Raw genomic sequence first — 15700 nt, 5'->3', positions numbered from 1 at the left:
GAGTTACTCCAATAATCCTTTTTCTTTATAAAACTTCTCTGCTCCCGGATGCAGCGGGGCGATCAAGCCTTTCGCCATTTCGTCTCTGTCGACTTCTTTCAGTGGTGCAACGGCCACCGAGTCTGTCCCCAAGTAGTCGTAATAGCGTTTCGTCAAATCGTAAACGACATCTTCGCTTAAGTCTTTTGATACAATGAGCATATTTTGAATTCCGACTGTTTCCACCTTGGATTCAAGATTATACTTTGCTTCATCGCCAGCTTGGATTGTAAAAGGCTTATAGAATGGATATTTTTGCATAAGCTTGTCTGCAAGGTCACCTTTGATTTCGATGAACTGAACATCATTTTGCTGCATAAGATCAGTGATATTGCTGTTCGGTACACCAGATGTAAAGAATGCTGCATCAAGTGTGCCGTTTTTCATTTCCTGAACACTGTCGGCATAGCCTGTATGTGTCACTTTTTCCATATCGTCATACGTCAATCCGGCTGCTTCCAATACCTTCTGGGCACTCTGTTCCACTCCGGATCCAACCTGGCCGACACCGACTCTTTTTCCTTTCAGGTCTTCGATGCTGGAGATGCCGCTGTCAGATAAAGCAACGACTTGTACTACGTTTTGGTACATACCGGCAAGTGCCTGGACATCTACAGCGCTGCCTTCGAATTGTCCAACGCCTTCTAATGCATCATAGGCTACATCACTCATGACAATGGCCATTTGATTCAAACCGTCATTGATATTTTGGATATTGGCTACAGAAGCTCCGGTAGATTCGACTGTTACGTTTCCGATTGACTCACTCTCTTCAAAAATGGGCTTCAGTGAACCCCCAATTGCATAGTAAGCCCCTGAAGTTCCCCCGGTTCCAAGGACGATGGACTGGCTGGATGTTTCTCCGCCTCCGGATTCATTTCCCCCAGTCTGGTTGCCTCCGCAAGCAGCTAATACTAAAGAAATGATAGCTAATATGGATAGGATTGTAATTTTCTTCAACACTTTTTCCCCCTTTGTTTTATTGATTATAATGTTAACGCTTACATTAATTTAATTGAATATTTTGACCATATTGAACGTTTTGTTCTTTTTGGTCGTGGGGGTGGTCTTTAACGCATTAAAGCGCTAAGAGGGACAGTCCCTCTTAGTGCTTTAATGCGTTAAAGAAAAAGGCTATTGCCACTCGCAATAGCCTTGAATGTTTATTACTGAATCCACTTATACCGGTTGACGGGCCGCCCGATGCTCCCATATTCGACGACAAGCTCAACTTGGCCTGCCTGCTGCAAATATTCCAGGTAACGTCTTGCTGTTACACGGGCAATCCCTATACCTTCTGCTGTTTCTTCCGCTGAAAGGGGAGAACTTTGAATTGAAAGAAAGCTGGTGACCTGCTGTAAGGTTTTTTGATTCAGCCCTTTGGGAAGGTCCTCTTTGGAGCCGGCGTACTTTGGTGAAGGTCCCTGTAAAAGGTCTAAGTCTTTTTGTTCCAGAGGGCCGTTGCTCTTAAATGTTTGTTTGAAATTTTTATAGTTTAACAGAGCCTCCTGAAGACGGGAAAATTGAAAAGGCTTTATGATATAGTCAAAGGCTCCGAAGCGTTTCATGGTTAAAATGGTTTCTTTGTCCTTGGCGGCGGTAATGACAATGACATCTACGTTGAGGTTTTTTTGCCGGATGGACAGAAGTGTCTCTACTCCATTCTTCTGAGGCATGAAGTTATCCAGCAAGATAAGGTCTGGGCTGGTTTCTGCCATGTCCGCAAGGCCTTCACTGCCATTTGAAGCAATGGCGCATACTTGAAAGCCTGGAATGCGTTCAATGAACGAGCGGTTGACCTCCTGTACCATCGGGTCATCTTCAATCAGCATCACTCGTATGCTCATGCTTTTTACCTCCATTCAGCGGGAATAAGATTTGTATTACGGTGCCTGCCTTTTCTGCAGAGTCCACTTTTATTTGTCCATTGGCTCTTTCCACGATTGTTTTAATAAGATAAAGTCCTATGCCTGATCCATTTTTTCCTTTGGTGGTAAAATTTTTCTCAAAGATACGCGGAAGATCATTGCTGGCAATTCCGCTTCCGTTGTCCTCAATTTCAAGCCGGAATTCTTTATCACTTTCTTTTATATACAAATGAACTTCCTTGTTTTCATCTGCTGACTCCTGTAAAGCGTAAAGGCTGTTTTCAATAAGATTTCCAAGGATGATCACTAGATCACGGGCATCCACTAATGGAGGGAGATTGGATACAAAGCTGTCTTCATCAAGTGATACGGTAATGCCCAGTTCTCTTCCCCGTTTGATTTTTCCTAAAAGAAGTCCGGACAGGCGGTCTTCTTTTATCCGATCCATGATAAACTTTTCCAGGTTCTCTTCCTGGCTGGCAGAGTGAAAAATGTATTCCAGCGCCTTTTCGTTCTGTTCGAGTTGGATCAGGCCGGCAACGGTATGTAATATATTTTGGTGTTCGTGGTTTTGAACCCGGAGCGCCTCGATAAAACCCTTAACGCCGGTCAGCTCTTCAGCAAGCTGTGTCATTTCCGTCCGGTCCTGAAAGACAGACATAGCCCCGACCACTTCATCGTTCACGATTATCGGCACCCTGGAACTTAAAACAATTTTATCTCCCATCACCATTTCTTCATGGTGAACGGATTCTTTCGTCTTTAATACATTCGGAAGTTTTGAGGAGGGTACTTCAAAGTCGATGGAATTCCCTGTAATATCCTTTGTAATGGATAATATCTCTTTTGCTTTTTCATTGATGACCGTGATTCTGGCTTCTTTGTCAATCGCAATGATGCCGTCGTACATGGCTTGGAAAGCAGCCGTCCGCTCTACAAGCAGTTTTGCGATGTCATGCGGTTCAAGCTGGAAGGTTTCTTTTTTGATGTGTTTGGCGAGCAGCCATGAGCCAATGACGCCGAAAAGCAGTGTTATGATCCCTATCAGCAGAAGCTCATTTTGCAGGGAGCTTATGATACTGCCGAGGGAAGGTAAAAGAATCCCGACTACAACGACACCGATTTGTTGATGGTTCTCATCCATGATTGGAACAAATCCCCGCATGGCAGTTCCCATATCTCCTCGTGCTTTGCTCACATAACTGTGTTCGGCAAATGCACGGCCTTCATCCTTACCGGAAGACAGCGTGCCGAGAAGCTCTTCGGATGGATGGGAATACCGAATCCGATTCATATCCAGCACTACTATATAGTCAGAGCCATTAACGGTTCTGATATTTTCTACGATGGGCTGAACCGTTTCCCAGCCACCAGGTGTGCCCAGTTCTTCTTTTATGGAAGGAAGGTTGGCGACGGTTCTGGAAATGATTAACGCCTGTTGCCCCAGTTCCTCCTCTTTCATTTCTGCAATTTTGCCGACAAATATGATTAAGCCTATGAGCAGGGTGAATGTCACTACCCCGAAGGTAAGCATGGTAATCTTCTGTTGAATAGGAATATGTTTTGTGATCATTTTGAAAATTCCTTCCACTTTACTCTCTCATATTGTACCATTTTACTAGACGAAAAGTGGGGGGATTTAATTTGAAAACAGCAGTGGTACTTGTTTTGATTGTTTCCGGAATTGTGAGCGCGATTGTTTCCGGCTTTTACTCCCACACCACCTTTTCCCTTGCATATGATGATGAGCAAGAAAAAATTAAAGAGCAGAGGGTTATAAAAATCAGCCATGTTGTCTCGGAAATCACACCTAAAGGAAGAGCTGCCCGGCGCTTTAAGGAACTGGTCGAAAGAAGGACCAATGGCGAGGTAAAGGTCGAAATTTATCCTAATGGCTCTCTTTATTCCGATATCAGTGAATGGAATGCCCTTAAAAACAATAACGTCCAGATGATTATGCCGGCGACATCGAAGGTCTCCGAGTATATCCCGGAATTCCAGGTGTTTGACCTCCCTTTTGCTTTTCGTACTCATGAGGAAGTAGAGGCCGCTTATTCAGGAGTGATTGGAAACATTCTTCTGGACAAGCTTGAAAGTCAGGAAGGGGTAAGGGGACTCACTTTCTGGTATAACGGCTTTAAGCAAATTACCAATAGTAAGAAGCCGCTTGTGTACCCGAAAGACTTTAAGCATCTCCATTTCCGGACGATGCCAGGTGACTTAATAGAAGATCAATATCAGCTTCTGGGGGCTGCTGTCAGTTCCCTGCCGTTTAACAAAACCTATGAAAATCTTCAGGTCGGATTCATAGACGGGCAGGAAAATACAATATCAAATATTTATAGCAAAAAACTATATGAAAATCAGCAATTCCTGACTGTCAGCAATCATGCGTATTTAGGGTATGTGGTGCTAATGAACAAGGATTTCTGGTCAGATCTTTCGCCGGAACATAAGATGGCGGTAGAAGACGCCCTTGCAGAAACGACTGATTGGATCCGCAGGCATTCCATTGAAATTAACGACTCGCACATGAGGGAAATCAAGAGGGATAACCTTCTTGAAATCCACACTCTCCTGAACGTTGAAAAGGAGAAGTGGAAGGAGGAACTTGAGCCTCTCTATCAACAATACGAACCGGTTATCGGAAGGCAGATCATGGATGAGGTGAGGGCGATACAGGGTGAACAGTGAAGAGGGACAGTGAACTGTGAACCGCAGCATGTCCCGGATTCAGTTTGTACTATATCATTTAATGGAAATTACTATATAATGAAAGATATAAAAGAGATATAATTTGGAGGTTTATGCATGTCAATTTTGGTAACTGGCGGCACTGGCTATATTGGCAGCCACACGGTCGTGGAACTATTGGAAAATGAATATGATGTGATCATAGTTGATAATTATTCGAACAGTAAGCCGGAGGTACTACGCCGCATTCACACAATCACCGGTAAACAGCCGGCTTTTTATGAAGTGGATCTTCTTGATAAGGAAGGGTTGGATAAAGTTTTTTCTGAAAACACGATTGATGCGGTGATTCATTTTGCTGGACTGAAAGCAGTTGGCGAGTCAGTGGAAAAGCCATTGTTTTACTACAAAAATAATATTGCCGGAACCATCACTCTTTTAGAAGTGATGCAGCAACATGATGTCAAAAGACTGGTATTCAGTTCATCTGCTACGGTTTACGGGGTGCCTGAGCAGGTGCCCATGGTGGAAGACTTTCCACTGAGTGCGACCAACCCTTATGGGCAGACTAAATTGATGATCGAACAAATCTTAAGGGATGTGGCAGTATCCGACCCTTCTTGGAGTATTGCGCTGCTTCGCTACTTCAACCCGATTGGCGCTCATAAAAGCGGGCTGATTGGTGAGGACCCGAATGGATTGCCAAACAATCTGATGCCGTACATCACTCAAGTGGCGGTAGGAAAGCTGGAACAATTGAGTGTCTTTGGAAGTGACTACCCGACAGTGGATGGAACAGGTGTCAGGGATTACATCCATGTTGTGGATTTGGCTGAGGGCCATTTGAAGGCTTTGGATAAAGTGATGGCTGAAACAGGCGTTGAAGCATATAATCTGGGTACCGGGAAGGGATATTCCGTTCTGCAGATGGTCGAGGCTTTTGAACAAGCTTCTTCCAGGAAAGTTCCTTATAAGATCGTTGAGCGGAGACCTGGTGATATCGCGGAGTGCTTTGCCGATCCTGCAAAAGCAGAGAAAGAGTTAGGATGGAAAGCTGAGAAGAGCCTGCTAGAGATGTGTGAAGACTCTTGGAGATGGCAGTCTAAAAACCCGCAAGGTTATTGATAAAAAAACGCTGTGTTCGTAAAAATTGTTGCTATCGGAAAAATCCAAAGGGCCGGATTTTTCCCTCGGGTACAAGGGCTTATCTAACTGAACAGGATGAATTGCTCTTTTCTTTCTTGTTTACCAGGATAATTCCTGTGTAATATGGTTATTTCTCTTGAACTCATAGTAAATAGCAACAAAGTTTTAGAAAAGAGCCTAAAAAAAGAGCTGCTTTCCTATGTAGGGGAAGCAGCTCTTCTTTTTCATCATGTTTCTAGTGGAGGGGCATGACGCATACTAAGTATAGTTGGTCAATTCGTGACGTCTTCACCGGTCTTGACCAGTCCCTCCGTACCAAGCTTGTCAGCGTAGTTTTCTTCAATGACTCCAATGAACGGTTCGACATAGGCAGGGTCGAATTGCTGGCCTGCACATTTACGAAGCTCCTGAATACCTTCCGAAAACGATTTTGTTTTTTGGTAAGGTCGTTCTGTCGTCATGGCATCAAACGAGTCGATGATGCAAAGGATACGGGCAAGCTTTGGTATGTTTTTCTCTTTTAATCCATAAGGATACCCTTTTCCGTCGTATCTTTCATGATGCAGTTCGATTAATGGCAGCAGTTCGTCATATTTTTTGATAGAAGAAATGATTTCTTTTCCATATAAGACGTGTTTTTTCATCATTTCCCATTCATGGGCATCGAGCTTGCCTTTTTTATTGATAACATCACGCGGGATCTCCAGTTTGCCGATATCATGGATCAGCGCTCCTAATATGAGGGTTCGTTTCTCTTCATTACTTAGATTTAGTTTTTCACTTAACTCTGTTGCATAGGAAAATACCCGTTTGCTGTGCTGGTAGGTATAGATATCCTTAGACAGAAATATTTGCAGCTGCTGTTCCAGCGCCTCAATTTCAGTTGCATATTGAAGGTCTGGCTGATAAAGATGCTCTTCTTTATAAACTTTTACCGTATTTTTACCCTGTGCTTTAGCGTAGTAGAGAGCCTTATCCGCTTTGGATAAGAGCTCGGATGAACTGTATGTCCCTTTCTCAAATTCGATAATTCCGGCAGAGAAGGAGATACATCCGATTGGGGATTGTTCTATTCCGGTAAAGTAGGTATCATTGATTTCTTTTCTGATTTTATTCAAATAGATAAAAGCTTCCCTCTGAGTCGTATCCGGCAAAATGAGACCAAATTCTTCCCCGCCATAACGGGCTGCAATGTAGGGCAAATCTTTTGATTTTTTACCAAGGAATTCGCCGAAAAACTTGAGGAGTTCATCTCCTTGAATGTGTCCATTCGCATCATTGTATTTCTTGAAGTCGTCCAAATCAATCAGAGCCACACAGAAAACGTTCTCTCGAGACTCGGATACCATTTCATCCAAGCGGAGTTTAAAGTGACCATGATTGTATAATCCAGTTAAGAAATCCTTCTTGGCCTTTGCTTCCTCTTTTTTATAAAGATGAAAAAAATTCCGGAAAGTAAATGAAAGTATTACTGACAGCACGATAAAAAGGAAAAGCCCAAAAATCGGCTGCTGGTTGATTAGAATGGTTAATACCAGGGAAAGAATGAGCGTGCTTAAGTAGCTGGTGAATGCTTCTTGCAAGATTTTTTTCTGGCGTGCTGTTCGGATTATGGTTTTCAATGATGGCTTTTGAGCCAGATAGAAATAAATCCACATGGTGACGACATTGATGAAGAAGTAAACGGCCAGTGAAATAGTATAAGGCATGACATTTGAAATATAAGTCTCTCCTACAATGCCGCCTGTAAGAATGAATGTATAGTACGTACTGATCAGCATGATGGAATAGTTGGCAAAATTGAACAAATGTTTCCACCATGCCAGTTTAGCCTGGATGAACAGAAATATTAAACTGCTGAGGACGAGGACAAGTAAGGGCAGTTTTAAACCAAACAAAAAAAGCCCTGCTAAATAAATGGAGGAATCCATTGACAGCGTGTTGCCAGAAACGGGGATAATGATATTGTAGTGATTTAATAGTAGAATAGCTCCCACAAAAGTATAAACCAGTACCCAGTTCGAAAGCTTTACGTTCGTGGTTAGGTGAAAGAAAAAAAGGGATGTACCGAACAAGCAGATAAATCCAATATAGAAGTTTTGTATCTTCAACATAGTATAAATCACTCTCACGATGTAAAAATAAGGGGCTGACCTTTTGAGGCATTACGGCCAGCCGTAGTGCTTTTTAAGATTCCCAGAACTTCCAGCCGGAAGTTAAAGCAACAACTGCTGAACCTACAATAATAAGGTTAATGATAGCACTTTTTATCTTGTTTTTCATTATAAATTCACCTCCTTCAAATAATTTCTAATAAGTCGTGGGCAGGAGTTTTTCCTTTTTGTGTACCATCACAGATTGAATGAAAAGAAAAACGCCAATATTCATTACAACATCGCCTATGCTGATGGCTTGTTCACGGGGATAAGGTGCTGATAAGGGAATGATATCTCCCAGGTATGGAAGCAGAGTCGATTCTGATACAATGGAATGTTTCGCATAGAGCGCATTCTTGGTCGCTTCCAAATAATACGGATCAATCATGGACGCAGCTTCCAGCGAAACCGGCATTCTTCCCCCATTCACCGCCATTACGAGGAAGTTAAGCAGAACCCCGATGAAAATAATGATGAAATGGGAATGGTGCCGATTCAGCCAGAGGAAAACCAATCCAATGATATACACGACTATAAAAGAAGCTCCGCTTAACTTGCCAATCAAATTAACCTTATTTTGTAAAGAAAAAATCACAATCTGAATAAGCAGCAAAAAAGGGAAGATCCAGCCCATTTTGAACTTTAAATCTGCAAATCTAGTGAAATTTCCTCCGCGGATAAACCCTATTATTATCGCAAGCAGTATTCCATCAAAAACCATAAATGTTCCTCCGAACTATATTCTGTATAATTTTACATAATTATGTAAAAAGTGAACCTGTCTATTATATCGAAATATTATTATAAAAGTTTAGAAGTTTTTTGAAAAATAAAAAATTACTACTAAAGTCCTGAGGGGTTTGAAAGTTAAAAAGAGTGAATGCCAGCTTGAGGTTTCTGGGGGATCATTCCGATTGATGAAAAAAGACAGTTTTTTAGAGGTTTTCAGTAAAAGCAAACTTTGAGAAAAAGTCACAGCATCCTTGAAGGCAGGCTTTAAGAACCATGTTCAAAAAAGGGATGCAGGTAAAGATAAGCGACTAATCATATGGATGGGGAGATTATTATAGAGATATAATAAGACGCTTAAGAAAAGATTCTCAATTTCTTCAAAGAGGAGGAGGAGGGAAATTTTAATAGATCTAAAGAACTAGTTAGTCGTTCCTAAATCCTATCTTTCTAAAACGTGTTGATTACTTAAAGGATTCATTGTAACGTATATATATATAAGTAGAATGGCAGCGTTTTCATAAAATGAAATCTGTGTAGTTGAAGTTATAGCTAGTTTGTACAATTTTGTGCAAGCGGTTTCACAACTACACTTCTTTTCGAGTGTTTGTGCAAACGTTTTCATTAAAACAAAGGAGGAAAAAGGGGATGCAGAAGAATAAGATACAAAAAGCAGTGTCTGTTTTCTTGTCAATGATCTTGATCGTATCCATGTTTGCGGGATACATACCTACAGCGATGGCACAAACCGGTGACCGGTCTATTACTCTCTCATATGAGCGGCCTGATGGTAATTATGAAGGCTGGAATCTCTGGGTATGGGGTACCGGTGTTCAGGATGACCAAATTGATTACACAGAAATCAAAGAAGGAAAGGCAATTTTTAATATAGCTGTTGCTTCTGATGTTGACAAAGTTGGATTCATTGTCCGGAAAGGCAACTGGGAAGCGAAGGATGTCGATGCCGACCGCTATATAACGCTGAATAAGAATGATGCTGTTACAAAGGTTCATGTAACTAGCGGTGTTGAAGAAGTCATCACTGTGCCGGATGGCTCAGGCCCCGTAGTGGAGAATGGAAATGCTTCGTTCTTTTTTCGGGACAAGGATTTATATGCACAGGATGCCATGAATACAGTTGAAAAAGTAGAGCTTGAGATCCTGGGGCAGCGCTACGACATGCAGTTTCAACCAGAGAATGAACGTTTTACGTATACTTTGAAAGATCTTCCTAAAGGAGAGCATCTCTATACGTACTTTGTCACAGTCGATGGGGTGACGACTGAAGTCCCAGATCCATACAATACGGTTGATGGGCAGTCCATTGTTACATATCAAATGGCAGATTTTCAGGTGACAGGTACTGCTCAGCCTGCAGCCGTCAGTTACAATGAGAATGCTGTCGTGACGATTAATCTCGGGGCTGGAGCAGATGCTGAAGCCCGGGAAATGTATATGGATTTGACTGCCATCGGCGGAGCAGAAAAAGTTGCAGTTGATCCTGAACTGAAAGAATTGACCGTTTCCGTTGACCAATCTGTTCCTGCCGGCGTGAAAAAACTGCCGATTACAGTGGTGGATGAGTATGGAAACAAGCATGGGGGAGAAGCCTCCCTTGAAGTGAAGGCCCGTACTTTTACAGGTGAAGAGGCGGACTTTGACTGGGATGAATCTGTCATTTACTTCATGCTGACAGACCGTTTCTTTGACGGAGACAGTTCAAATAACGATCCTTATGGCATCGGCTATGATACTTCCAAAATGGGAACTTATCAAGGCGGTGATTTTAAAGGAATCACGCAAAAATTAGACTATCTTGATGAGCTCGGTATCAATACTCTTTGGATCAGTCCAATCGTGGATAATATAGACTACGATGTTAGATATAATGAAGAACCTGGTACTCCATATTACGGATACCATGGATATTGGGCAGACAATTTTGGCCAGCTCAACCCTCACTTTGGTTCGATGGCTGATTTCCATGAATTGATCGATGAAGCGCATAATCGTGGAATCAAAATCATGGTGGATGTGGTGTTAAACCACACTGGCTATGGATTGAAAGCAAGCGATGCCGGCACAACGGGTGTGGCCAACTTCCCGACAGATGAAGACCGTGCCCGCTTTGACGGAATGCTTCGTGACGGCGGTACCGATACAGTCCGCGGTGAACTGGCAGGCTTGCCGGACTTCCTTACAGAGGAATCTGCGGTCCGCGACCAAATCGTCCAGTGGCAGACAGACTGGATTGAAAAGTCGAAAACACCGAATGGCAATACGATTGATTACTTCCGTGTCGATACGGTGAAACATGTTGAAGATGCAACATGGATGAAATTCAAGAACGAGTTAACAAAAGTCAAGCCTGATCACAAGATGATTGGTGAAGTTTGGGGAGCGAGCGTAAACAATGACAGCGGCTACCTGAACTCGGGAATGATGGATTCATTGCTGGACTTTGATTTTAAAAATCTGGCAAGAGATTTTGCGAACGGCAGCCTGACAGCGGTGGAAACGAAACTAGAAAACCGCAACAAAGAGCTTTCCAATGATGCTACACTTGGTCAGTTCCTCGGCAGCCATGACGAAGACCGCTTCCTTGAAGCAGTAGGCGGTGACCTCGGAAAATACCAGGTAGCAGCGACACTTCAAATGACCGCTAAAGGACAGCCGGTCATCTATTACGGAGAAGAACTCGGTCTTCCTGGAAAAAATAATTATCCGGACTATGATAATCGTCAGAACATGCCTTGGGAACAAGTGGAAGGAAACAAGGTGTTAACGCACTATCAAAAAGTACTGGATTTCCGAAATGCCAATACAGATATTTTTGCTAAAGGAGATCGCAGCAAAGTCGCAGGCTCTGACAGCGAACAGTATCTTGTGTTTCAACGAAGCTATAATGAAGAAAGTGTTTATGTTGGCCTAAACACTGGGGCTGCAGTAAACGAAGCAGTAGTTAACTTTGGTTTGGCAGAAGCGGTCGTTACGGATCATTATTCTGGCAACACCTACAAAACTTCTGCCGCAGGTAAAGCGACAATCACTCTTCCTTCTATGGAAGACGGCGGAACCGCACTGTTAACCCTTGAGGGCGGAGTGCCTGTTGAAGAGCCGGGGGACGCTGGTGAAATCGGAGAAAACACCCTTCGTATTCACTACCAACGAAGTGATAACAGCTATGAAAATCTTGGAGTCTGGCTCTGGGGAGACGTTGCAGCTCCTTCTGAAAACTGGCCATCCGGCGGCACACCATTTGATGGAGTGACAGAGTACGGAGCCTATGTGGATGTCAAAATTAAATCGGACGCGCAAAATATAGGGTTCCTTGTTTTAAACAGAACTAATGGTGAAAAAGACGGCGGAGATAAAACAATCGAATTATCTTCCCCGGAAATGAATGAAATTTGGATCGAGCAAGGTTCAGACGAAGTATTTTTATTCGAACCGGCAAACCTGCCGCAAGATACCATTCGCATCTATTATGAACGTCAAAATGGCGACTATGATGGATGGGGGCTGTGGAACTGGGGCGATGTGGCGGCACCATCTGACGGGTGGCCGAACGGAGCAGCAGACAAAGCCGGTATCGGTAAATTTGGCGCATATTATGATATTAAGTTAAAAGAAAATGCCTCAAAAGTCAGCTTCCTGTTCGTAAACAAAGAAACGAGCGCCCAAACAGCTGATATGTCTTTTGAAATGCTGGATCAGCATAATACCGTGTTTGTAAAAGAAGGCGAAGACAAGGTGTACACAAACCCTTACGGCACGGTAAAGCCTGCGCTGTTATCAGGCGAAGCACTTTCTGACAAGGCGATCAGCCTCACCTTTACCAAAACGGAAGGATTAACGGTTGAAGACTTGAAAGAAAAGATTTCTGTGAAAGATAAAGATGGCAGCGATGTGACTATCTCAGACATCACGGTAGAAGGTCCTGAGAAGATCAACCTTCACGGAACATTCGATATCGAAAAACTTCCATATACAGTTACGTATGGAGAACGCTCTATCACAATCGATTCAGGCTGGAAATTGATCGATGAAATGTACGGCTATGACGGAGAACTGGGAGCAGAGCTACATAAAAACGGTTCTGCGACATTGAAGGTTTGGTCTCCAAAGGCGGATGATGTTTCCGTTGTCCTCTACGATAAAAAGGACCAGAACAAAGTAGTTAAAACCGTAGAGATGGAAAAAGGTGACCGTGGAGTTTGGTCCGTGACTCTCGCTAAAAAGAACACGGGTGTCAAAAACCACAGAGGCTACTACTATCATTACAAAGTTACGCATGGCGAAGCGACAAAATTAGCGCTTGATCCTTACGCCCAGTCCATGGCTGTATGGAGCAGTGAGTCGGTTGATCCGGTTGGAAAAGCAGCCATAGTGGATGTATCAAGGGTGTCACCAAAACTGGATTTTGCTGATATTCCGGGCTATGCAAAACGAGAAGACACCATTATCTACGAAGCTCATGTGCGTGACTTTACATCTGATCCTAACATTGCAGATGAGCTCGATCACGAGTTCGGTACTTTTGCCGCATTCGCAGAAAAACTGGATTACATTCAAGACTTGGGTGTGACGCACATTCAGCTGCTTCCGGTCATGAGCTACTACTTTGCCAATGAGTTTGATAAAGACCAAAGGTTGCTGGAGTATCAGTCTCAGGATACCAACTACAACTGGGGATATGACCCGCAAAGTTACTTCTCTTTGACTGGCATGTATTCAGAGAAACCGGAAGACCCGGAAAAGAGAATCAAAGAGTTCAAGAAACTGATCAAAGAGATTCATAAACGCGATATGGGTGTCATACTGGATGTAGTGTATAACCATACGGCACAGGTATCTATTTTCGAAGATTTGGTACCTAACTACTATCACTTTATGGATGCGGATGGCACGCCAAGATCAAGCTTCGGCGGCGGACGTTTGGGAACGACTCACAAAATGTCCCGAAGAATCCTGGAAGACTCGATCATGCACTGGGTGAATGAGTACAAGGTCGATGGATTCCGCTTTGACATGATGGGAGACCATGACGCTGAGAGTATCCAAAGAGCTTTTGACAAAGCGAAAAAAGCAAACCCGAATCTGGTGATGATCGGAGAAGGCTGGAGAACTTTTGCTGGAGATGAAGGCGAGCCGGTCCAAGCCGCAGACCAAGATTGGATGCAGCACACTGAAGCGGTCGGCAGTTTCTCCGACGAGTTCCGTAATGAATTGAAATCAGGCTTTGGAAGTGAAGGGCAGCCAAGATTCCTGACTGGCGGTGCGAGAAACATCGGGCAAATCTTTGATAATATCAAAGCACAGCCGCATAACTTTACAGCGGATCAGCCAGGAGACGTTGTGCAATACATCGCGGCCCATGACAACCTGACACTGTACGATGTCATTGCACAATCAATTAAAAAAGATCCGGACGTACCGGAAAACAACCTGGAAATCCACAAACGGATCCGTATCGGAAACGCGATGGTATTAACATCGCAAGGAACGGCCTTCATCCATGCCGGCCAGGAATTCGGACGCACAAAACAGTGGAGAGCGGAAGCAGAAACGGCACCATACAAATCTACTTACATGGAAGACGAGAATGGCAATCCGTTCAAGTATCCGTATTTCATCCATGATTCTTATGATTCATCGGACATCATCAACAGAATCGATTGGGAAAAAGCGACGAACGAAGAACTTTACCCGGTTAACAATGTGACAAGAGAGTACACTGCAGGCTTAATCAAACTGCGCCGTTCAACAGATGCTTTCCGTTTGGGCTCAAAAGAATTGATCGACAGAAATGTCACCTTGCTTGATGATCCTGAAATCAAAGAGGAGGACTTGCTGATTGCCTATCAGGCGAAAGCGACTAATGGGGATGTGTATTATGTGTTTATTAATGCGGACTCTAAGGCAAGAACATTGACGTTAGATGAAGATTTAACTGATGCTGTAGTGCTGGTTGACCAGGATGAGGCAGGGGTTGAGAAAGTTTCTGAGAAAACAGGCTTTAGTTTGACTGCCCATAGCATCTCTCTTGATCCTTTAACGACTGTAGTAGTAAAGGCAGGAGGTAATATAGAAGTCAAGGGTCCTGAGAAAGGGACTGAAAAGGGTAAGAAGAAAGAATAAGTAGTAAAAGTTTCATTATAAAAGAAAGAAGCTTGGCAGTTGCCGGGCTTCTTTTTTAAGGAGTTGTAATAAAGCAGTGTGAGGGAACCCCACATCTTGGAAGCTACTGCTTTCAATACTGTTCTCATTTAGTACCCTGCTTTCAACCAGGATACACACGTGCCTGTGACCTCTCTACTCGCAAAAAATCTTATAATGATTGGGTACGGCTTCCTCATAACCCTCAAAAGCCACAGCCACCATTGGGTTATTTGTATATTCCTAAATTACTTATAAATATTAATGTTAACCAATAAGTAAAAACAAGTTAACATTTTTTGGGTTTTAGATTCCATTTAAAGGAAATTTATAATAAAATAGTAAAAAAGGAGGGGTTAAATGGAAGGTGTTTCGAAAGAAAGACTAGTAGAAGAAAGCAGAACAAAGATGATTTATGCAATTCAAACATTCGGCAAATTTTCTTTAGAAGCCATCCAAGCAAGTCAGGAATTGGACCAACTACTTAATAGTATTCAAGGCTCTCCTTTAGATAATGTCTTAAAAGATAGAAGATAAATGTTTCGTTTTATCTTTGAAGAAACCTTACTGTAAATAACTGACTCAACCCTACACCAACTGATTGGGTATCAACAGTGTATACAAAAGATTTCAGGTACTGTTCTCACATGTAGTTGTAACAGCCTGCTCCATAAACGAGAAAGGGGCTAATACCTTCTCTCTTCTTGGATGTATTATTCTCCTTCCCATAAGAAACAGCAGCCTTGTCCTTGAATAGTAAATGCGAGGGAGGGGGCACTATGTATATAACGTTTAACTGAAAAGGTTGAACGATGCATATTTAACTGAATATTGCACTAGCAACATAGAAATGATTACCCCCTTAAAACTCTTCTACTCTCCTATATCCTGTCTGCCACCCCCTACTTT

General features: G+C 42.9%; 9 protein-coding genes. 4 read left to right on the top strand and 5 right to left on the bottom strand.

Translation table 11 applies throughout. From position 1 onward, the window contains the following. Nucleotides 1-3: 3 nt before the first annotated feature. The 3 genes from V1502_RS18555 to V1502_RS18545 all read right to left on the bottom strand — a co-directional run bounded on the left by V1502_RS18555 (nucleotide 4) and on the right by V1502_RS18545 (nucleotide 3480). Entirely contained in the window at nucleotides 4-1002 is a 999-nt protein-coding gene (locus V1502_RS18555) for a TAXI family TRAP transporter solute-binding subunit (RefSeq protein WP_409252070.1), read from the bottom strand. A 203-nt stretch (nucleotides 1003-1205) separates the two neighbouring features. Beyond that, entirely contained in the window at nucleotides 1206-1886 is a 681-nt protein-coding gene (locus V1502_RS18550) for a response regulator (RefSeq protein WP_409252069.1), read from the bottom strand. After that, on the bottom strand, nucleotides 1861-3480 hold the full coding sequence (locus tag V1502_RS18545) for an ATP-binding protein (RefSeq protein WP_409252068.1): 1620 nt from the start codon (nucleotides 3478-3480) through the stop codon (nucleotides 1861-1863). Before V1502_RS18545 ends, V1502_RS18550 begins: the two co-directional genes overlap by 26 nt. 71 nt (nucleotides 3481-3551) lie before the next feature. Between V1502_RS18545 and V1502_RS18540 the strand changes: the two genes are divergently transcribed. Then, on the top strand, nucleotides 3552-4601 hold the full coding sequence (locus tag V1502_RS18540; protein ID WP_409252067.1) for a DctP family TRAP transporter solute-binding subunit: 1050 nt from the start codon (nucleotides 3552-3554) through the stop codon (nucleotides 4599-4601). Between the two features lie 117 nt (nucleotides 4602-4718). Further along, nucleotides 4719-5726 carry a UDP-glucose 4-epimerase GalE gene (gene galE, locus V1502_RS18535; RefSeq protein WP_409252066.1) on the top strand — a complete coding sequence of 336 codons (1008 nt, stop codon included), beginning with the start codon at nucleotides 4719-4721 and terminating at the stop codon, nucleotides 5724-5726. Between the two features lie 293 nt (nucleotides 5727-6019). On the opposite strand, the gene V1502_RS18530 is transcribed toward galE, so the two are convergent. Further along, nucleotides 6020-7861, bottom strand: coding sequence for a diguanylate cyclase (locus V1502_RS18530; protein WP_409252065.1), 1842 nt, complete (start codon nucleotides 7859-7861; stop codon nucleotides 6020-6022). A gap of 196 nt (nucleotides 7862-8057) precedes the next feature. After that, a complete protein-coding gene (locus tag V1502_RS18525) occupies nucleotides 8058-8624 on the bottom strand; it encodes a DUF5317 domain-containing protein (protein WP_409252064.1) in 567 nt (188 codons plus the stop codon). Nucleotides 8625-9280: 656 nt separating this feature from the next. On the opposite strand from V1502_RS18525, the gene V1502_RS18520 reads away from it, so the two are divergent. Further along, on the top strand, nucleotides 9281-14773 hold the full coding sequence (locus V1502_RS18520; protein WP_409252063.1) for a pullulanase: 5493 nt from the start codon (nucleotides 9281-9283) through the stop codon (nucleotides 14771-14773). Between the two features lie 378 nt (nucleotides 14774-15151). Then, entirely contained in the window at nucleotides 15152-15328 is a 177-nt protein-coding gene (locus V1502_RS18515) for an aspartyl-phosphate phosphatase Spo0E family protein (RefSeq protein ID WP_409252062.1), read from the top strand. The last annotated feature ends 372 nt before the right edge of the window (nucleotides 15329-15700 follow it).

Source organism: Rossellomorea sedimentorum (assembly GCF_046237645.1).
GTDB lineage: Bacteria > Bacillota > Bacilli > Bacillales > Bacillaceae_B > Rossellomorea > Rossellomorea sedimentorum.
This window is presented reverse-complemented; position numbering and strand designations above follow the sequence as displayed.